20 protein-coding genes are annotated in these 18,128 nt (G+C 66.8%); 8 read left to right on the top strand and 12 right to left on the bottom strand.

What is annotated here, in order from left to right; genetic code table 11:
- Positions 1 to 175: 175 nt before the first annotated feature.
- Positions 176 to 520 (top strand): hypothetical protein, encoded by a 345-nt coding sequence (locus tag AB4Z46_RS34045; RefSeq protein WP_442287972.1) that lies wholly within the window; start codon positions 176 to 178, stop codon positions 518 to 520.
- A 41-nt stretch (positions 521 to 561) separates the two neighbouring features.
- Here the strand turns inward: AB4Z46_RS34045 and AB4Z46_RS34040 are convergent, their stop codons facing one another.
- Complete coding sequence (locus tag AB4Z46_RS34040) at positions 562 to 1,365, bottom strand: IclR family transcriptional regulator (protein WP_442287971.1); 804 nt, start codon at positions 1,363 to 1,365, stop codon at positions 562 to 564.
- 89 nt (positions 1,366 to 1,454) lie between these two features.
- Here AB4Z46_RS34040 and AB4Z46_RS34035 point away from each other — a divergent pair, with 89 nt between their 5' ends.
- Genes AB4Z46_RS34035 through AB4Z46_RS34025 form a run of 3 tightly spaced genes read left to right on the top strand, consistent with a single transcriptional unit; the run spans position 1,455 to position 3,862 of the window.
- A complete protein-coding gene (locus tag AB4Z46_RS34035; protein ID WP_442287970.1) occupies positions 1,455 to 1,928 on the top strand; it encodes a nuclear transport factor 2 family protein in 474 nt (157 codons plus the stop codon).
- Positions 1,929 to 1,956: 28 nt separating this feature from the next.
- Entirely contained in the window at positions 1,957 to 2,829 is an 873-nt protein-coding gene (locus tag AB4Z46_RS34030) for a fumarylacetoacetate hydrolase family protein (protein WP_442287969.1), read from the top strand.
- 37 nt (positions 2,830 to 2,866) lie between these two features.
- On the top strand, positions 2,867 to 3,862 hold the full coding sequence (locus tag AB4Z46_RS34025) for a Bug family tripartite tricarboxylate transporter substrate binding protein (RefSeq protein ID WP_442287968.1): 996 nt from the start codon (positions 2,867 to 2,869) through the stop codon (positions 3,860 to 3,862).
- A 20-nt stretch (positions 3,863 to 3,882) separates the two neighbouring features.
- On the opposite strand, the gene AB4Z46_RS34020 is transcribed toward AB4Z46_RS34025, so the two are convergent.
- The gene (locus tag AB4Z46_RS34020; RefSeq protein ID WP_442287967.1) at positions 3,883 to 4,476 is read right to left on the bottom strand and encodes a malonic semialdehyde reductase; all 594 of its coding nucleotides are present in this window, start codon (positions 4,474 to 4,476) and stop codon (positions 3,883 to 3,885) included.
- Between the two features lie 85 nt (positions 4,477 to 4,561).
- Complete coding sequence (locus AB4Z46_RS34015; protein WP_442287966.1) at positions 4,562 to 5,125, bottom strand: VOC family protein; 564 nt, start codon at positions 5,123 to 5,125, stop codon at positions 4,562 to 4,564.
- Positions 5,126 to 5,323: 198 nt separating this feature from the next.
- Here AB4Z46_RS34015 and AB4Z46_RS34010 point away from each other — a divergent pair, with 198 nt between their 5' ends.
- Complete coding sequence (locus AB4Z46_RS34010; protein ID WP_442287965.1) at positions 5,324 to 6,049, top strand: TetR/AcrR family transcriptional regulator; 726 nt, start codon at positions 5,324 to 5,326, stop codon at positions 6,047 to 6,049.
- A 24-nt stretch (positions 6,050 to 6,073) separates the two neighbouring features.
- On the opposite strand, the gene AB4Z46_RS34005 is transcribed toward AB4Z46_RS34010, so the two are convergent.
- From AB4Z46_RS34005 to AB4Z46_RS33995, 3 genes are all read right to left on the bottom strand, one after another.
- Positions 6,074 to 7,309, bottom strand: coding sequence for a class I SAM-dependent methyltransferase (locus tag AB4Z46_RS34005; protein ID WP_442287964.1), 1,236 nt, complete (start codon positions 7,307 to 7,309; stop codon positions 6,074 to 6,076).
- 5 nt (positions 7,310 to 7,314) lie between these two features.
- A complete protein-coding gene (locus AB4Z46_RS34000) occupies positions 7,315 to 8,796 on the bottom strand; it encodes an arylsulfatase (protein ID WP_442287963.1) in 1,482 nt (493 codons plus the stop codon).
- A gap of 287 nt (positions 8,797 to 9,083) precedes the next feature.
- Positions 9,084 to 9,395 carry a hypothetical protein gene (locus AB4Z46_RS33995; RefSeq protein WP_442287962.1) on the bottom strand — a complete coding sequence of 104 codons (312 nt, stop codon included), beginning with the start codon at positions 9,393 to 9,395 and terminating at the stop codon, positions 9,084 to 9,086.
- Positions 9,396 to 9,644: 249 nt separating this feature from the next.
- Between AB4Z46_RS33995 and AB4Z46_RS33990 the strand changes: the two genes are divergently transcribed.
- Positions 9,645 to 10,559: a DMT family transporter gene (locus AB4Z46_RS33990; protein WP_442287961.1), complete on the top strand. Its 915-nt coding sequence runs from the start codon at positions 9,645 to 9,647 to the stop codon at positions 10,557 to 10,559.
- A 65-nt stretch (positions 10,560 to 10,624) separates the two neighbouring features.
- A complete protein-coding gene (locus AB4Z46_RS33985; protein ID WP_442287960.1) occupies positions 10,625 to 11,257 on the top strand; it encodes a LysE family translocator in 633 nt (210 codons plus the stop codon).
- 22 nt (positions 11,258 to 11,279) lie between these two features.
- Here the strand turns inward: AB4Z46_RS33985 and AB4Z46_RS33980 are convergent, their stop codons facing one another.
- From AB4Z46_RS33980 to AB4Z46_RS33970, 3 genes are all read right to left on the bottom strand, one after another.
- The gene (locus tag AB4Z46_RS33980) at positions 11,280 to 11,555 is read right to left on the bottom strand and encodes a hypothetical protein (protein ID WP_442287959.1); all 276 of its coding nucleotides are present in this window, start codon (positions 11,553 to 11,555) and stop codon (positions 11,280 to 11,282) included.
- 113 nt (positions 11,556 to 11,668) lie between these two features.
- The gene (locus AB4Z46_RS33975) at positions 11,669 to 12,877 is read right to left on the bottom strand and encodes a hypothetical protein (RefSeq protein WP_442287958.1); all 1,209 of its coding nucleotides are present in this window, start codon (positions 12,875 to 12,877) and stop codon (positions 11,669 to 11,671) included.
- Between the two features lie 129 nt (positions 12,878 to 13,006).
- Positions 13,007 to 13,456 (bottom strand): winged helix-turn-helix transcriptional regulator, encoded by a 450-nt coding sequence (locus tag AB4Z46_RS33970; protein WP_442287957.1) that lies wholly within the window; start codon positions 13,454 to 13,456, stop codon positions 13,007 to 13,009.
- A gap of 98 nt (positions 13,457 to 13,554) precedes the next feature.
- Between AB4Z46_RS33970 and AB4Z46_RS33965 the strand changes: the two genes are divergently transcribed.
- Positions 13,555 to 14,772 carry an MFS transporter gene (locus AB4Z46_RS33965; RefSeq protein ID WP_442287956.1) on the top strand — a complete coding sequence of 406 codons (1,218 nt, stop codon included), beginning with the start codon at positions 13,555 to 13,557 and terminating at the stop codon, positions 14,770 to 14,772.
- A gap of 27 nt (positions 14,773 to 14,799) precedes the next feature.
- On the opposite strand, the gene AB4Z46_RS33960 is transcribed toward AB4Z46_RS33965, so the two are convergent.
- From AB4Z46_RS33960 to AB4Z46_RS33950, 3 genes are all read right to left on the bottom strand, one after another.
- The gene (locus tag AB4Z46_RS33960) at positions 14,800 to 16,482 is read right to left on the bottom strand and encodes an ABC-F family ATP-binding cassette domain-containing protein (RefSeq protein ID WP_442287955.1); all 1,683 of its coding nucleotides are present in this window, start codon (positions 16,480 to 16,482) and stop codon (positions 14,800 to 14,802) included.
- Between the two features lie 231 nt (positions 16,483 to 16,713).
- Positions 16,714 to 17,358 (bottom strand): GntR family transcriptional regulator, encoded by a 645-nt coding sequence (locus AB4Z46_RS33955; RefSeq protein WP_442287954.1) that lies wholly within the window; start codon positions 17,356 to 17,358, stop codon positions 16,714 to 16,716.
- Between the two features lie 71 nt (positions 17,359 to 17,429).
- Positions 17,430 to 18,128, bottom strand: a complete 699-nt coding sequence (locus AB4Z46_RS33950) for an amino acid ABC transporter ATP-binding protein (protein WP_442287953.1) — start codon at positions 18,126 to 18,128, stop codon at positions 17,430 to 17,432.

Genomic DNA, 18,128 nt, shown 5'->3' with positions numbered 1-18,128 from the left:
TCGGCGGCTATATCCAGGGCGGCAACGAGCAGAGCGCGTTCAACCTGGTCGTCAGCCCGGGCATCCCCTCGCCCATCGGACCCATCGGCCAGACCACCTTCTCGCCCAACGCCACCCGCTTCATCCTGATCCTGACCAAGACGCTGTAAGCGTCGCTACAACAAGGAAGCAAGACGTGGCCTACGCCGCATACCGTGAGCACCCTGGTCGAACGCAGGCGGCGAACGCCACTGCGTTTCACGTGCTCGATGTCGCCGTTGCCTCCAGCGACGCGCGAAGCGTCCGCCAACTCGTGGCGCGATGCGCCGACGCCGGCGTGGTCCGCAGCGAACCCCTGCTGAACGACCGCGGTTCGCAGGAGAGCGACGCGCCCCGCGTGCGCCTCATGATCCGGCTGCCGCTCGCCAGCTATGCGCAGCTCCTGCATGGCCTGATCGAGGCCCTGCCTTCAGGAGAGATCGGCCGCCTTGTCACCTGGCCGGATCACCTGGTGCGGTGCGGCCTGAGTCATGGCCGTTGAAGCGCAGCGGCTGCCAGGAACGCTTGTTTCTTGCGAGGGATTCAAGTTTCGTGAACGCCGCTCTGGCGCAGCGTGCGCCGCAGCAGACCTTCCTGCTCAGACAATGCGGCGAGCACCCGGTCCCTGGAGCGAGGGTTCAGTTCGGCGGTCGGCAGCGAAACGCTGAGGGCCACGATGGGCCGCCCGGCGCCATCGAAAACCGGAATACCGATGGCGGACATGCCGGCGTAGACATCGTCCGAGCTCAACGCATAGCCGGTGACGCGCGTTTGTTCGATGCGCTCGCTCAACGCTCGCATGTACGCCGCGGCGCCCGCCGGCGCGTGCGGGGCATGCTGCCGAATCACGTGGATGCGCTCGGTCTCGGGCATGAAGCTGAGCAGCGCCAGGCCGCAAGCTCCGGTGCCCAAAGCCGCGCGGCTTCCCCGCCATGACGTCCGGGCCTTGCGCTTGCGTTCAGGGGTGGCGAGATCCAGGCAAAAGACGTCCGACCCACTGCGCACCTTGAGGTAGGTGGTCTCGCCCGTCGCCTCCGACAGGGCCGCAAGCGACGGGCGACACAGCTCCTGCAATCTGAAATTCATCAGGGAAATCACACCGAGTTCGTGCGTGAGCGGCCCCAGCCGAAAGCGGCGTTGCGCATCGCGCATCACCAGCCCGCTGGCGAGCAGTTCCGCCATCAGGCGGGCCACGGTCGGCTTGGGCAGGCCGCTGGCACTGACCAGGTCCGACAAGCGCAGGCCGGAGGCATTCATGGTCGAGACGATCCTGAGCAGGGAGATCGCACGCCCGAGGCTCTGGACGCCACCGGCAGGCCGGCCAGGTATTTCTGTCGCTTGTCTCACGATACGGCCCTTTGCGCTTTTCGCTGCATCGATGCGGCTCCATAGTTGTCTGGTCGCGTGCTTGCACGCTCTCCAATGAGTAAGGACACATGCAGCCTCATGCCCTCGCACCCGACCCCAACGTGTCGCACGCGGCTTCGCCACACGGCGCCGACACGCAGGTCGAACTGTCGTTGAATCGACTCTGCGTCGAGTTCCTCAATGCGCTGGACTCGCACGACCATGCGAGAGCCCTTGGCACCTTCGCCCCGGATGCCATCGTGGCCACCCCGGCAGGCGAAGCCCGGGGCATCGCGGAGATCGAGAAGTCTCTGCGCGCGCGCCCGGGCACCATGCTCACGCGCCACATCTGCAGCAATTTCCAGCTGCTCGCCCACGCCGGCCACACCGCAAAGGGGGTCTGCTACGTGGTCTGCTTCAAGCAGTTCAGCGATGGTCAGCCCCCGCTGAAAACACCGCTTCCCATCGTGGCGGAGTACCACGACGAGTACCTGCAAACGGGTGCGAGTTGGAGGATCCAGAAACGCCGGATCGTGGCGATCTTCGATCCGGATCTGCAATGAACACAACGGCCTCTCCTTCTGCTCGACCATGAAACTTCTCACCTTCCACGACCCCGCCGGACATCCACGGGTTGGCGCACTGCGCGCAGACGGCATCGTGGACCTGGCCAGCCGCCTGCCCGATCTGCCGGCCGACCTCAAAACGCTGATCGCGCAGTGGCAGCGCTGGGAAACGCCGCTGCGACGCTGCCTTGCCGACAGCGGGTCGGCCGACTTCCCGCAGCAGGCGGTACGTCTCTGCGCGCCCATCCCCAACCCCGGGAAACTGCTGGGCACGGGGATGAACTACGCGGACCACATTGCAGAAACGGGCGCCCCCACGCCGACCGACCCGATCTGGTTCTCGATGCCGTCGACCGCGGTCAACGGCCCCTTCGATCCCATCCAGCGACCACGGGTCAGCGACGCGCTCGACTACGAGGCGGAGCTGGTGATGGTGATCGGCAAGAGATGCCGCCACGTTCCGCTGGCGCGGGCGCCCGAGGTGATCTTCGGCTATTGCGTCGGCAACGACGTCAGTGCCAGGGACTGGCAGCTGCGCACGAGCCAGGTGTTTCTCGGCAAGTCCTTCGACACCCACGCACCCTTCGGCCCCTGGATCACGACCGCCGACGAGATTCCGGACCCGCACGACCTGGCGATCCGATGCTTCGTCAACGGCGACATGAGGCAGGACTCGAACACCCGGCACATGGTCTTCAACTGCTTTGCGCAGATCGCGCACCTGAGCCAGGTGATGACGCTGGAACCGGGCGACGTGATCTTCACGGGCACGCCGGCGGGGGTGGGGCTGGGGCATCGCCCGCCGCTCTACCTGCGCGATGGCGACGTGGTCCGGATCGACATCGAAAGGCTGGGCGCGATCGAAGCGCGCGTCACCGACGAAGCAAAAGCCCTCTGAGCCCGGCCCCTCCCCGCAACGACATTCCCTAGCAGTCATGACGTCCATTCGCTTTCCACGCTCGCCGCGCAACGCCATTGCGCGGGCCCTGCTCGCTTCGACCCTTGCGGTCCTGAGCCCCGGCGCGTTCGCCGAGTACCCGGAGAAACCGGTCAAGATCGTCCACGCCTACCCTGGCGCGCCCCTCGATGCCGCCGTGCGGTTCATGGCGGACAAGTTGGCGCTGGCCTGGAAGCAGCCGGTGCTGGTGGACACCCGGCCGGGCGCCAGCGAGATCATTGCCGGCAACACCGTCGCCAAGGCGGCGCCGGACGGCTATACCCTGTTCGTGGGTACGGAGGCGAACTTCGCGAACAACCAGTACCTGTTCTCCAAGCTGCCCTTCGATGCCGAGCGCGACCTGCTGCCGATCAGCGAACTCTACGAAGCGCCGTTCTGCGTGATCGTGCCGGGCGACCTTCCGGCGCGAACCCTGCGCGAGTTCGTCGGCCTGGTCCAAGGCAAGGGGGCCGACTACATGTACGCCTCGACCGGCGCCGGTGGACCGAACCACATGGCCATGGAAAGCCTTCGGCGATCGCTCGATATCGACATGCAGCATGTGCCCTACAAGGTGGGGCCGCAGTTGATGCAGGACCTGGTCACGGGCCGCGTCAGCACGCTCATCGCGGGCGTGTTCACGGCCGCCCCTTATGTGGAAAGCGGACGCCTGCGGGTGCTGGCGGTCAGCGGCGCGCGCAGGCAGAAGTCGCTGCCCGCCACTCCCACGTTCGCGGAAGCAGGCTATCCCGAGATCGACCTGCGCACCTTCGCGGGCCTGGCGGCACCGCGCGGGACACCCGCGGCGATCGTGGCCAGGATCCAGAAGGATGTCGAGGTCATCCTGAAGTCCGACGAATTCCAGCAGAAGGTGGGAGAGCCCTTCGGGTATGTGCCCGTCGCCAGCACCCCGGCCGCCTTCGCCGAGTTTCTGAAGGTCAAGCGGCAAAGCGCCAAGGCCCAGATCGAGGCGCTGCATCTCAAACTGGATTGACCTGTTCACCGCCGCTGCCCTCAGGCAATGACGGCCGCTTCGCCGAAGGCCAGGCGAGGCCCGCGAGGATGGTTTCCTGCGGGATCGCCATAGCCCAGGTTGACCAGGAAGTTGGCCCGCCAGCGCCCATCGGGGAAGAAGGCAGCGTCGACCTTGGCGGCGTCGAAGCCGCTCATCGGCCCGGCATCCAGCCCCAGCATGCGTGCGGCGATGAGGAGGTAGGCCCCCTGCAGGCTGCTGTTCCTGAATGCGGTCTCCTGGGCCAGCGGCGGTTGGGCTGCAAACATTTCGCGCGCGTCCTTCATCGGGGTCAGCCGAGGCAACAGTTCATAGAAGCGCGTGTCTTGCGCGACGATGACCGTGACGGGCGCCGCCACGGTCTTTTCGGCATTGCCCGGGAACATGGCGGCTCTCAGCTTTTCCTTGCCGGCCGCGCTCTTGACGAAGACGTAGCGCGCGGGTTGCGAGTTGACCGAGGTCGGCCCCCACACGGCGAGTTCGTACAGGCGCTTCAGGTCCTCGTCGCCGACGGGCCTCTCGAGGAAGCGATTGAAGGTGCGGGCAGATCGGAAGACCTGGTCGAGCGCCTCCGGCGCCACGGGTTGTGTCGTCATCCTTGAATCTCCAAACGATGGATGGGTTGCGGAAAAGCGGGGCCGCGTGGGCCGCGGCCTGCGGCTGCATGGTTCCGTGCGCGGCTCAGGTGGCGTACGGGCCGCGCAGCCCGGGCTCTCCGGCACGATGGCGGGCCAGCAGCACTTCCGGATCGAACTCCACGCCGATGGGGTTCCGGGCGAAGGCGCCCGAGCGGAACCAGGCGTCCAGTTCCTCGGCGCTGTCCATGTTGTCGACCTGGAGCTCGACCTGCATGTCTTCGGGGTCGCGGTAGTACAGCGAGGTGGTCGGGCCGTGGTTGATGCACCAGGAGGGGCGGATGCCGTGGCCCTTGAGCCTGTCGTAAGTGTGCAGCAGGTCGTCGAGCGTGGCGTAGGTGAAGGCCACGTGGTGCACGCCCACGCTCTCGGGCGGGCGGGCGCCGTGCGCGGGGGTGTTGATCAGCGCGATGCGATGGTGCTCGTCGTCATAGCTCATGAAGCACAGCATCTCGTTGCGAAACACGATGCGCGCCCCCAGCACCACGGTCCACCAGCGGATCTGCGCATCGAACTGGCGCGTGGCGAGCACGAGGTGCGCGAGCTTGGCCGGCGGACGGGCCTGCGGGTCGGGCGAAGGAATCGGGAACTTGCCCGTGGGGTTCGTCATGGCATTGCCTTTGGAGTTCAGAACCGGTGGACGGCGGTCTTGCGAACCGGGACTTTATATTTGTATAAATCTCATTGGGATTGGTATTTATACTTATATAAAACAAACAGCTTCGCGCAGCCCTGCAGGGCGCTTGGCAAGCGCCGCCTCACCGCGGTGCTCCTGCGTGACAATCGGCCTTTTCAGCAGCCCGCCCCCATGAGCAAGACACCCGACAGAGCCAAGCGCGCGCCTGCTGCTGCCAGCCGCTCGCCCGCTCTGAAACGCGCCGACAAGGCGGACGCAGTCCCCCCCGCAGCCGATGCCTCCGGGCGCCGGCGCCTGATGGATGCCGCTGTCATCGAATTCTCCGAACGCGGCTTCGACGGCGCCTCGGTCCTGTCGGTCGCCAAGCGGGCCGGCGTGAAGCAGCCATTGCTGAACTACCACTTCGGCGGCAAGAACGGGCTCTGGCGCGCGGTGGTCGAGGAGGCCTATGCGGAGGCGACCCAATCTCTCGATGCGGTGCGCACCCACGCCGACGTGGACGATCCGCTTTCGCGGTTGCGCGATGCGCTGCGCGCCTTTGCCATCATCAACGTGCGGCACCCCACGGCGCACCTGCTGGTGCTGCGCGAGGTGGCCCAGTCCGGGCCGAGGCTGGATTGGCTGGTGGAGACCTACATGCGCCCCTTCCACGACATGGTGGACGGGCTGATCGCGGAGTGCCACCAGGCCGGCCTGATCAAGTCCTACCCGCGCGAATACGCGAGCGTGATGATGACCAGCGTGCTGACGGCCACGCAGTCGTCAATGCACCTGATCAAGAAGCTCTACGGAACCGACCCGATGACGCCCCAGGCTGCGGAACAGCACGCCGAGCGGGTCATCGACATGCTGTTCAGCGGCATGATGCTGCCGACCCGGAAAGGCAAGAAGAGTTGATGGCGCGCGCTTTCCCGGTACTCGTCACATCCGCCCCTCGACACGCGTCCGCGAGAGGTCGAACACCACCTGGTCGTACCACCAGAGCCCCTCGAACAAGACGCGCGCAACCTGGCGCAGCGCATGCTCCGGCGCGATCTCGCCGATGGAGCGCTTGCCGTCGATGGCATCGACGAGCTTCTTCTGCTGGGCGGTGATCGGCAGGTAGAGGTCGGTGTAGGTGTGGTGGCGGTTGATCAGCACCGCCGCAGCACCCGGCTGCAGTCGTTCCTGAACCACGACCGTGTCTGGTGCGCGCAGGGGCACGAAGTCCAGCCAGGCATCGCCCTTGAAATCGACGCGCTCGTGATCCGGTCGTTCGATGCGGTACGCCACCACGCTGTGCCGGACCATCGAGCCGCGGAAGAGTTCGACTGCGGCGTACTGCTCCTCCACCGGGAGCCGGGACAGCAGCGGCAGATGTGCAGAGGATGCCAGGGCCCCGCACTGGGGCAGATAGGCCGCCTGGCCCAACCAGCGGCCGAACCTGAGGCCACCCGCACGAAGGAATTCGAACAGTTGCGGGACCGAGTAGGCGCGGTCCTGGGGGTGGAGAAGCGCATCGGCCAGTCCCGCCTGATCCTTGAAGTCGGGCGCACTGCGCAGCAGCGGCATCAGCGGGTGATCCGGCGGCAACGCCCGAAGACTCGCCGCGAGCGCCTCGATCTCATCGGCGGTCGTGCCGATGCCGAGCCGGCGGCAGTAGTCCTGCAGCAGATACACCCCGGCTCGGCCATAGGGCGCATAGACCATCAGGTGCATGGCACCGTTCGGCGCCAGCACGTCGCGAAGGGCCTGCAGGCCCGTGTCGGGGTGCGGCAAATGGTGCAGGACGCCCGTACAGACCACGTGGTCGAACGTGCGCCCCAATTCAGATGCACGCTCGACCGGGAGTTGGCGGAGCTCGAGGTTGTCGAGGCCGTGCTTGCGCCTGAGCCGTTCGGTCTGCTCGATGCCGGTCGCGCTGACATCGATGCCGACCACCTTCGCGCGAGGCCACCGCATCGCGTGCTTGGCGGCCTGGGAGGTGCCGCAGCCGGCGACCAGGATGGTCCGATCCTCGCGATAGGGTTCGTCCGGCCAGAACAGATGGGCCTCGGCGCGCCGCCGATCCTCGTTCCACGATTGCCGGTAGCGCTCCAGATCATCGACCGGAGGCGGGTAGGGATGACGCTCGTAAAAAGCGTTCACCTCCCGCGCCACCCGGTCGGCATCCAGCATCGAGCTCAGGAATTGCCGTGACCCGACACCTGGGCCAGTACCGCGTCCAGGTTGAACGACGCGGGCTTCTGGCGTGGCGGGAACTTGGCGAAGTCCGCAATCTGCGCCGCGATCACCGCCTGCATCTGGTACATCTGCGGCACGTGATCGACCATCCAGTCCAGGTAGGTGTTCGAGTTCACTGGGGCTCGCTCGAACGGGTCGCGCCGCAGGTTCATGATGTACGGCAGCCGGAGCTTCACGAACGGCTCGGCCCATTGCCTCATCGTGTCGGCGCGCTGCTCCGCCAGATGGAACTTGTAGTCGCCGACCCGCACCGCGATCACCTCCCCGTCATCGCTGAAGTAGACGATGACGTTTCTCGCGCTCTCCTTCGCGGCACCGGTCAGGTAGGGAATCTGGTTGTAGCCGTCGAGATGGACGTTGAACTTCCTGTCGCCCACTTTGCAACCCTTGAGGAGTTGCTCGGTCACATCGGGATTGCCGGCCGCCGCAAGCAAGGTCGGAAACATGTCGATGTGGGAGACGATGCCGTTCAGCACCGAGCCGGCCTTGATCTTCCCTGGCCAGCGCATGAAGCACGGCACTCGCCAGCCACCCTCCCAGTTGGAGTCCTTCTGGCCGCGGAACGGGGTGTTGGCGCCGTCCGGCCAGGTGTCGTTCTCCGGTCCGTTGTCGGTCGAGTACATCACGATGGTGTTGTCGGCGATGCCCAGCTCGTCGAGCTTGGCGAGCATCTGGCCGATCTGCTCGTCGTGGACGACCATGCGGTCGCTGTAGGGATCCTGTCCGCTCTTGCCGAGGTTCTTTTCGGCAACGTGAGTGCGGAAATGCATGGCCGTCGAGTTGTACCAGAGGAAGAAGGGCTGGTCCGCCTTCGCTTGCTTCTCCATCCAGGAGAGGGCCGCGTCGGTGATCTCCTCGTCGATGGTTTCCATGCGCTTCTTGGTCAGCGGGCCGGTGTCCTTGATCGTCTGCCCGCCCTTGCCGTCCGAGACGCAGTGGAGCACGCCGCGCGGACCGAACTGCTTCTTGAATGCCGGGTCCTTCGGATAGTCGGGAAGCTCGGGTTCCTCCTCGGCGTTCAGGTGATAGAGGTTGCCGAAGAATTCGTCGAAGCCATGCACGGTGGGCAGGAATTCATCGCGGTCGCCCAGATGGTTCTTGCCGAACTGGCCGGTGGCGTAGCCGAGCGGTTTCAGCAGCTCGGCGATGGTCGGGTCTTCCTTCTGCAGGCCGACGGTGGCGCCGGGCATGCCGACCTTGGTCAGGCCGGTGCGGATCGGGTTCTGGCCGGTGATGAAGCAGGCGCGCCCCGCGGTGCAGCTCTGCTGCGCGTAGTAGTCGGTGAAGGTCACCCCTTCTGCCGCGATGCGGTCGATGTTGGGCGTCTGGTAGCCCATCATTCCGCGACTGAAATGGCTGATGTTCCACAAGCCGATGTCGTCACCCCAAAGAATCAGGATGTTGGGTTTCTTCGCCGCCATATCTTTTCCTTTGCATGAGAAGAATTGAAAGGTGCAGGCAAGCTGCGTGGCCGTGCGAACGCCAGACCCCGCGCACAGTCGCGCCGTTGCGCTCCATTGATTCGCGGATTCACCCCGATGACAGGCGCATCCGGAAAACGGCTCCCCTCCGCTCGGAATGGCCGGCGAGCCAGGCAGCGGCTCGTCGAATCGGTGGTCTGGTTCGCCAGGCGATGGTCATCTCGCCAACGCCATCTGTACATCAGGGCAAGGGGCAACTTCGCTGCCCGAAAGGGCAACTCCTGCGCCTAGCCCCATGTCGGAAGGTTCTGCAAGGCATCGTTGGGGCGGTCCACAAGGTCGACGCCAGTGATGCCTTTTCCGCCCGGCAGGAGTTCAACGTCGCAAATGATTTCCCAGGCATGGTCTTCCGTTCGCCGCGCGAGACACACCTCCTCACCGGCAGCAATCAGATTGACGCATTCCGCCATGCTGATCCGCTGCGCCGTGCCAAGGGCCAGCCCTGTCGAGCCGAGTTCCTTGTCCACGACCGCATGAATGGCGACAAGATCGATCCTGTCGCCCTCGTAGTGAACGGCGGTAATTGCATGCTGGGCCATCTTCGACCTCCATTCGTAGAGAACCCCAGTATGGCGGCTTTCAGCGTCGAGGCGCACCCCCCAAAATCCCGCGCAGCCCCCGTGCCGCCAGGCTAACATTCGCCATGCATTTCCGTCGCTGCGCTCCCCCGCCCCCTTCCCTCTGATCCGCGCCCCTTCGGCGCAGCAGAGGGCTCAGGCCGTCCCTGCGATGGCCTGAGCACGGGATCAACGTGCCCGTTCTTCCGGGCACTCGACGGTATGCACATCATGAAAGTCTTGAATGGAGCGCGGCTCGCGTGGGGCGGCGTCTTGTCCGCGGGCGTGTTGTGGGGTGGCGGGGCCCTTGTGGCGCAGCATTTGATCGAACGCGGCATTTCGCCGTACAGCCTGGCGCTCGCGCGCTTTTCGCTCGGCTTGCCGCTCCTGTGGTGGTGGCACCTGCGGGCGGCGGCCGGCACATCGGCGCGCTGGCGCGATCTGGCGCGGCGCCAGCAGGGCTTGATGCTCGGCGCGGGGCTGGCGATGGCACTGAATGTGAGTTGCTGGTTCGAAGGCGTCGCCCACCTGGGCGCCGCGATTCCCACGGTGATCTCGATCTGCTGCGCACCGGTGATCGTGGCGATGGTGTCGGTGCTGCGCGGCTACGAGCCGGCCAGCCGCCGGCTGTTCGGCGCGCTGGCGCTCGCGTTGTTCGGCGTGGCATGGATTGTCTTGCCGGTCGACGGATGGCAGCTCGCACCCCGCCACGGGGCCGGGCTGGCCTGGTCGCTGGCATCGGCCGCGCTGTATGCGACGGTGGTGCTGTGCAACGCCCGCATGCCCGCCTCCGTGTCGCCTGTGGCCGCATCGACGTGGGGGATGACCACCGCGGCCGTCGTCATGGCCTTGCTCGCGAGCGCACAGGGCCTGACCTGGCCGACCGATGCCGGCCACTGGCTCGGCGTTGCCTACACCGGCGTGCTGACGACCTCGGTCGCGTACCTTGCGTTTGCCTGGGGTTCGCGGCGGCTGTCACCCACCGCGGCAGTCATCGGCACGTTGATCGAGCCCCTGGTGGCGACCCTGCTGATGTGGCTGCTGTGGAACGAGCCGATGCTGCCGCGCCAATGGATCGGGGCACTGCTCCTGGGGATTGCGATGTGGCTGCTCGCGCGGCGCACCCGGGCTTCGGTCGCTGCCTGATCTCGGAGCCCGCGCGAAAGTGCTAGCCTGCGTCCCCTTGGGGATCCCATTCACGGACTGAAACCATGAACGTCTCGACCCTTCTCGTCTTCGCGCTGGTGGCCTTCGTGGCCATCGCGACACCGGGCCCGACGGTGCTGCTGGCGCTGGCCAACGGGTCGCGCCATGGCGTGCGCCAATCCCTGCCCGGCATGCTCGGCGCGGTCCTGTCGGACTTCGTGCTGGTGGGCGCCGTCGCGCTCGGGCTGGGCGCGCTGCTCGCCGCCTCGGAGTTCTGGTTCTCCGTCGTCAAATGGGTCGGCGCGGCCTATCTTGCGTGGCTCGGCCTGCGGCTGCTGCGCTCCAAGGGAGGCCTGGATCTTTCGCAGCTGGAAGCGGGCCGAGGCAGCGCCACGCCGAGGCGCATCTTCGCGAGGTCCTTCCTGGTCGCGGTGACCAATCCCAAGGGCTACCTGTTCTGCTCGGCGCTGCTGCCGCAGTTCGTCGATGCGGCGGCGCCCCAATGGCCCCAGTACCTCGCGATCGGCCTGGTTTTCGCCGGCCTGGACTTCGTCGTGATGCTGGGCTACGCGGTGGTCGGCGCCCGCGCCGTCAGGCTGCTGCGCCAGCGCGCGGTCCTCTGGCTCGACCGCTCCTGCGGCGCCGCGCTGCTGGCCCTGGCCGGCTCGCTGGCCTTCTACCGGCGAGGCACGAGCTAGGGCCTGAATAGGCTCTAGGGCCTCAGTGCCGGAGGATGGACGGGATGTCGGTGTAGTCCAGCAATTCTTCCAACGCCGTCACGGCGCGCTGGAACTCTTCCTCGTCGACACCACGCTCCTTGAGCCAGCCGTGCACGAAGCCGCGGAACGACAGGTTGAGCTTGTCGTCCGCAATGCCGTGCGCGGCAAGCAGGGCAATGCCGATCACCTGCAACGCCGCCAGCCCGCGGATTTCCTCGCTGTAGCCTTCCTCGAAGCTCTTGGACAGCTCTTCACCGGCCTTGGAGTTCGAATTCATGGTGGTGCCTCGGGTCTCGCTCGCCGATGCCATCTCGGCAATCGTCATCCTGCGCCATCGGTCGGCGCTTGGGAAGTGCCTGTTCGGGTAGCGCCGGTTGCCCTTTGGTGAGGCTAGAGAAAGACGCCGACCACCTGGTCCAGCAGCTTGTCGAAAGGCACCAGCGCCAGAGCGACCAGCCCGAACGGCAGCGCGGTGGCGACGCCCAGCACCAGCAGGCTGCGCAGGTCGATCGGCGTCAGGCGCATCGAATAGGCATTGGATGCCGTCTGGTAGAAATCGACCACCGCGGAGAAATCGCCGGTCGCCAGCGGGTCGACGCTGTCGTCGCCGGGCTGGCCGCTCATCCACTTGTGCTCCAGGGCCTCGCCCAGGCGTTGCGACAGCGTTCCATAGCGAACGCTGCCGAGCCGCCAGGTCCGCAACAGGTGTCCGCCGAAGACCAGCACCGGCGCAGTAAAAACCAGCAGCACCGCCACGACCGTGCCGAGCGCCACGCGGGAGAGCTGCTCGGGGCTGCCCGGCCCGCCCGCGAGCACGTGGGCGAGTTCGGTGGCGGCGACCAGCGCGCCGATGGCCACGCCGAGGATCGAGAACGCGCCCAGCGAATGGCTCACGAACATCAGCCCGGCGGCACCGTCCGGATGGGCGGCGATCAGGCGCAGCCGCAGTCCCGCCACCCGCCAGAGGTAGCGGGCCCAGAGGAAGATCCGCCAGAACCATCCGAGCATCAGGATCAGCAGGATCGGCAGGCTGACGAGCGCATGCCACCAGCTCGCCAGCGAGCGGCCGAGCGGCGCCTCCGGGGCGCCGCGGTGCCAGTTCGGCAGGAAGGAGGTGGGCACATAGCGCACCAGCAGCAGGGCCGCCACGAAGGCCAGCACCACCGCCAGGGCCTCGACCAGCCAGCCGTCGCGCAGCCGGATGATCGAACGCACGATGGCGTCGTAGGCCTGACCCTCCGAGGGCGGCACCACGCCGCGGCTGCGAAACGAGTGCGCCAGATCTCCCAGCCGCGGAATGCAGACGGCTTCGGCCAGCACCAGCAGCGGCGCGACCACCAGCAGGCGCACATGCGCCGAGGCATCCTGCATGAATGCGCGCCACACCGCTTCCTGGCCATCGGCCCGCGCGATCAGCGCCAGCACCAGCAGCGGCAGCGGCAGCCAGCCGATGGCGACGACCACCAGGCAGCGCCGCCAGACGTGCCGATGCTCGGGATCGAAGCGCCCCCAGAGCCGCAGCAGGCGCATCGGCGGCCCGCCGTCGAACAGCCGGGCGTCCGCGGCATCGGGTGGAAGAGGGATGGCGGGCGAGGTCACGGCAGGCAGTTTGCTCCCCACGATAGGCCAAGCGGCGCGCGCTGCCCATCGGCCGTCGGGGCATCCGGGTCGGCACCTTGGTGCAAGGCGGCGCGTGTGCCGGCCCGCACGGTCGCACGCGCCCGCGCTTCAGCCCGGCGTTTTGACGACGACCCATTCGTCGAACGCAAGCTGGCGTCCGTCGGTGCTCCTGACTTCCAGCGGCGCGACCGGCCGGCCGCTGCCTCGTTCGACAAGCCGCGAATGGCGTTCACCGCGGCGGAAGAGGTTGCCCTCGCCCCATTGGCGCAACCCGACGATGACGGGAAAGAGAGACTGCCCCTTGGGCGTGAGCACATATTCCTGATAGGACGTGCCGTCGGAGGCCGGTTGAACCTCCAGGACACCTTCGTCGAGCAGCGCCTTGAGCCGGCTCGACAGAATGTTGCGAGCCACGCCCAGGCTCGATTGAAAGTCGCCGAACCGACTCACGCCGTCGAAGGCGTCTCGCACGATCAGCAACGACCACCGGTCGCCGATGACGTCGAGCGCCCGCGCGACGGGGCAGCTTGCGGTGTTCATGCGTTTGCGCTCAGCCATCGATACCACCTTCGTGCGACAACAGCGCCGCATCTGGTTGCATTTTAAAACCAATCGGACTAACCTCGGCTAGTTTTAATTTGAAACCAGAATGAACCATGCTTGAGAACTTGTCGAACCGTGCGGTCGCCATGCCGCGGAAGCTGGTGGCTCTCTTTGCCTGTACCAGCGGCGTCAGCGTCGCCAACGTGTACTTCGCACAGCCTTTGCTCGACCGGCTGGCGGCGGAGTTCGGCGTTTCGCTGGGTGCTGTCGGCGGCGTCGTGACGGCCACTCAGGCGGGCTCCGTGCTGGCCTTGCTGCTGCTCGTGCCGCTGGGCGACCAGCATGACCGCCGCCGGCTCGCCCGTCTGCAGATGATGGCCCTGGTCGTTGCGCTCGCCGGCGTCGCCATGGCGCGGAGCACCTTCGGTCTGATGGCGGGCATGCTGGCGGTGGGACTTCTGGGCACGGCGATGACGCAAGGGATGATTGCCTACGCGGCCAGCGTCGCGACGCCTCGCGAGCGCGGTCGCGTGGTCGGGGCCGCGCAGGCCGGCGTGGTCGTGGGGCTTTTGCTCGCGAGGGTCTGGTCGGGGGTCATCGCCGACCTGGTCGGTTGGCGCGGCGTGTATATCGGATCGGCGGGCGTCATGGCCGCGCTGGCCGCGCTGATCTGGCGGCAGCTGCCCGCCCAGCGGGCCTCGGCCGAGCGTCTGTCCTATTTCCAGCTCGTCCGTTCGACCCTTGCGCTGCTGCTGACCGACCGGGTACTTCAGGTCCGGGGCACGTTGGCGTTGCTGATGTTCGCCGTGTTCAGCATCTTCTGGAGTGCGCTGGCGTTGCCGCTCAGCGCGCCGCCGTTGGCGCTGTCGCACTCGGCCATCGGTGCGTTCGGGCTGCTGGGCGCCGTGGGCGCGTTCGTCGCCGGACGAGCGGGCCGATGGGCGGACCGGGGCTGGGGTCAGAGGACCAGCGCGGCCGCCCTCGTCCTGCTGCTGCTGGCATGGGTACCGTTGAGCTTCCTGTCCACCTCGCTGTGGTGGCTGGCCGCCGGCATCCTGTTGCTCGACGTCGGCTGCCAAGCCCTGCACGTCACCAATCAGGCCATGATCTTTCAAGGCTCTGCCGAGGCCCACAGCCGCCTGGTGGGGTGCTACATGCTGTTCTATGCCGTGGGCAGCGGCGTGGGCGCCCTTGCGTCGACGGCTGTCTATGCACACGGCGGCTGGCCGGGCGTCTGCGTCCTGGGCGCCGGCGTGAGCATGGTCGCGCTCCTGGTCTGGGCCGCAAGCGCGGCGCGGCCTGCGTCTCTCGCAGGCCGTGCGTGCTCGTGAGCGAGCCCTTGGCCAGGTGCGGCCCTGTCAGGCTCGGGGCTCCAGTTGCCAGTTCCGGCCGTTCAATTCCAGCGTGTGCGTCAGCCCCAGGGCATCGAGAAAGCGTCGATCGTGCGACACCACCACCAGGGCGCCCGGATAGCCCGAGAGGGCCTGCTCCAGCGCCTGGATCGAATCGAGGTCCAGATGGTTGGTGGGCTCGTCGAGCAGCAGCAACTGCGCCGGCTCCCTGGCCCACAGCGCGCATGCGAGCGCAGCCTTCAGGCGTTCGCCTCCGCTCAGCAGGCCCGACGGAATGCGCACCTGTGCGGCGCCCAGGCCGAGCCAGGCCAGGTGGCTGCGCAGCACGCCCTCCGCCAGCGGCGTCTCCAGCTGCTGCAGACGCTCCAGCACGGACTGGTGACGCGGCAACAGGGATTGCGCGCGCTGGTCCAGCCAGGCGCGGCGGACATCGACGCTGCAGCGCCCGGAAAGCGGCGTGGTCTCGCCGGCCAGCATTCTCAGGATCGTCGTCTTGCCGCAGCCGTTGGGGCCCTGGACGGCGATCCGCATCGGACCGACCAGGGTCAGCGAGAGCGCAGCCGAGTCCGGAGGAAACGGCGGTGTCGCCTCCTCCAGTGCAGCGATGCGCTTGCTGGCGGCCACGGCCGTTGCCGGCAGCATCAAGGCGACGGCGGAGGCCCGATCGACGCGCTCCAGCGCCTGCCGTACCGAACCGGCCAGCCTGGCGGCCGCCTCGCTGCCGCGCGTTTTGTCTCTGCCCGACGAAGCCTGCGCACCGTCCTTCATCCGGCCCAGCAGGAGGCCCGACAGGTTGGCGGACTTGGCCGCGCGGTTGTTGCGGGCTTCGCGCCGTTGCCGCGCGTCATGCTGCGCCTGCAGGGCGCGCAGGCCGGCCCTCTTCTCGGCCTGGGCATGGTGCAGCGCAGCGCTTGCCGCGGCGGCCTGCTGTTGGCGCTGCTGCGCATAGAGCGTGAAGTTGCCGCCGTAGCTGCTCAGCCCATTCGGACCGAGTTCGACGATGCGATCGACCGTCTCGAGCAGTTCGCGGTCGTGACTGACCACGATGGCGCCGCCTTGCCACTGCGCCAGCCGCGTGCGCAGCCAGCGTCGCGACGCGGCATCGAGGTGATTGGTCGGCTCGTCGAGCACCAGCGCGTCGGCGCCGGACAGGAGCGCGCCGATCAGGGCCACCCGGGTCAGCTCGCCGCCGCTGAGGTGGCCTGCCGGATCCATCGGCTGCAGATGACCGAGCCCGCCCTCGGCAAGCGCCTGCCGGAACCCGAGCTCGACATCCCAGCGCCCGTCCAGGAAGGCGAAGTCCCGGAGCTCGGCACCGCCGGTCCCGACGCGCGAGAGCGCGTCGAAAACAGGCGCCAATCCGGCGACCGTAGCAACGGTTGCGTGTTCCGCGGCAGACACGTCCTGCGGCACATAGGCGACGCTGCCGCAGCGAACCACCCGCCCCGAGCTCGGCGCGACCAGGTCCACCATGGCCTTGGCCAGAACGCTCTTGCCTGCGCCGTTGCGTCCCACGAGTCCGACGCGTTCCGCGCGAAATTCGGCGCTCAGGTCGTGGAACAGCGACCTGCCATCGGGCAATGAAACGCTCAAGCGCCGGAGAGAAACAGAGAAACCGGCGGGCGCCGGCGGCGCATCGATCGAGGCGGGGACGACCGCCGTGTACGAATTTTTGAGGGAGTCGGCCATGCAAGGCTCCTGGCAAGAAATAGGGCGCCGCGTCCCGATGCGCCAAGGGCGTGCCGGATGCGGAAGTTCTTGAGGGAGGCTTGCAGGATCACATGGCGCGGAGTTCTGTTGCGGTGAGGTTCTCGGACCGCACGGAGTCCGTAAAAGTTCCTTTGGGTCTGACGTGATCCAGGTGCCAGCGGACGGTGAGGCATGCCGGATTCTGCCGTTGCCACCATGGCGTCGCGCTTCCTAGTCGTCCTGCAGGGCCTTTTGCGTATGCTCGATGTGCTGCTCCAGCAGTTCGATCGCACGGCCGACATCCTTCGCCACGCAAGCCTTCAGGATCTCGCGATGCTCGGATTGCGGGGACTTCCGGCCCGCCTTGTAGGATTGCTGGGCGCGCAGATGGATGCCGATGCTGCGCACGATTTCCTCGATCATCCGGAGCAGCTTCGGCCGCCCGCAGGCGCGATAGAGGCACAGGTGGAACTCGAGGTTGAGCTCCGCCCATTCGAGAGGGGAATCGCTCGCGTCGTACTTCGCCATGATCTCGCGAGCGGCCTTGTGGTCGCTGGCCTTCATCATCGGGATCGCCAGTTTCAGTGCGCGCGTTTCCAGGCCGATCCGGATGTCCAGGGTTTCGAGCAGTTCGGGCACGGACTGGCTGGCGACGATGGAGCCCTGATGGGGCGTGTGCTCCACCAGTCCCTCGGCCTCCAGCCGCTTGAGCGCTTCGCGCACGGGAATCCGGCTGACGCCGAAGCGCTTGGCGAGTGCCTCCTGTTTCAGTTGCACGCCGATGCCCATCGAGCCGGACAGGATCATGTCGCGCAGCGCGCTCGTCACCGAATCTGCCGACAATACGAGCTCACCAGTTTGCGACTCGACAGCCATCTCGGAACCCCACGTCCAGTACAAGAAAACCTATCTTACTTTCGAATCCAAATTCGGATCCGAATCTGCACTCAATGCTGCAGGATCTTGTTCAAGAAATCCTTGGTGCGCGGCTGCCGGTTCTCCGGGTGGTTGAAGAACTCGTCCTTCGAGCAGTCCTCCAGGATGCGCCCGCCGACGTCGATGAAGATCACCCGGCTCGCCACCTTGCGCGCAAAGCCCATCTCGTGCGTGACCACCATCATGGTCATGCCTTCCTTGGCCAGCAGCACCATCACGTCGAGCACCTCGCCCACCATCTCGGGGTCCAGCGCCGAGGTCGGCTCGTCGAACAGCATCACGATCGGGTCCATGCTCAGCGCGCGCGCGATCGCCACCCGCTGCTGCTGGCCGCCCGAGAGCTGCCCCGGGAACTTGTCCTTGTGCGCCATCAGGCCCACCCGGTCGAGCATCTTCAAACCCCGCGTCTTGGCTTCGTCGGCACTGCGCCCCAGCACCTTGATCTGCGCGATCGTGAGGTTCTCGGTCACCGACAGGTGCGGGAACAGCTCGAAGTGCTGGAACACCATGCCCACCTTGGAGCGCAGCTTGGGCAGGTTGGTCTTGGGGTCGTGCAGCGCAATGCCGTTGACCGTGATCTCGCCCTTCTGGAAGGGCTCCAGCGCGTTCACGGTCTTGATCAGCGTCGACTTGCCCGAGCCGGAGGGCCCGCAGACCACGACCACGTCGCCCTTGGCGATGTCGACCGAGCAGTCGTTGAGCACCTGCAC

The organism is Variovorax sp. M-6 (assembly GCF_052114385.1).
GTDB lineage: Bacteria > Pseudomonadota > Gammaproteobacteria > Burkholderiales > Burkholderiaceae_C > Variovorax.
This window is presented reverse-complemented; position numbering and strand designations above follow the sequence as displayed.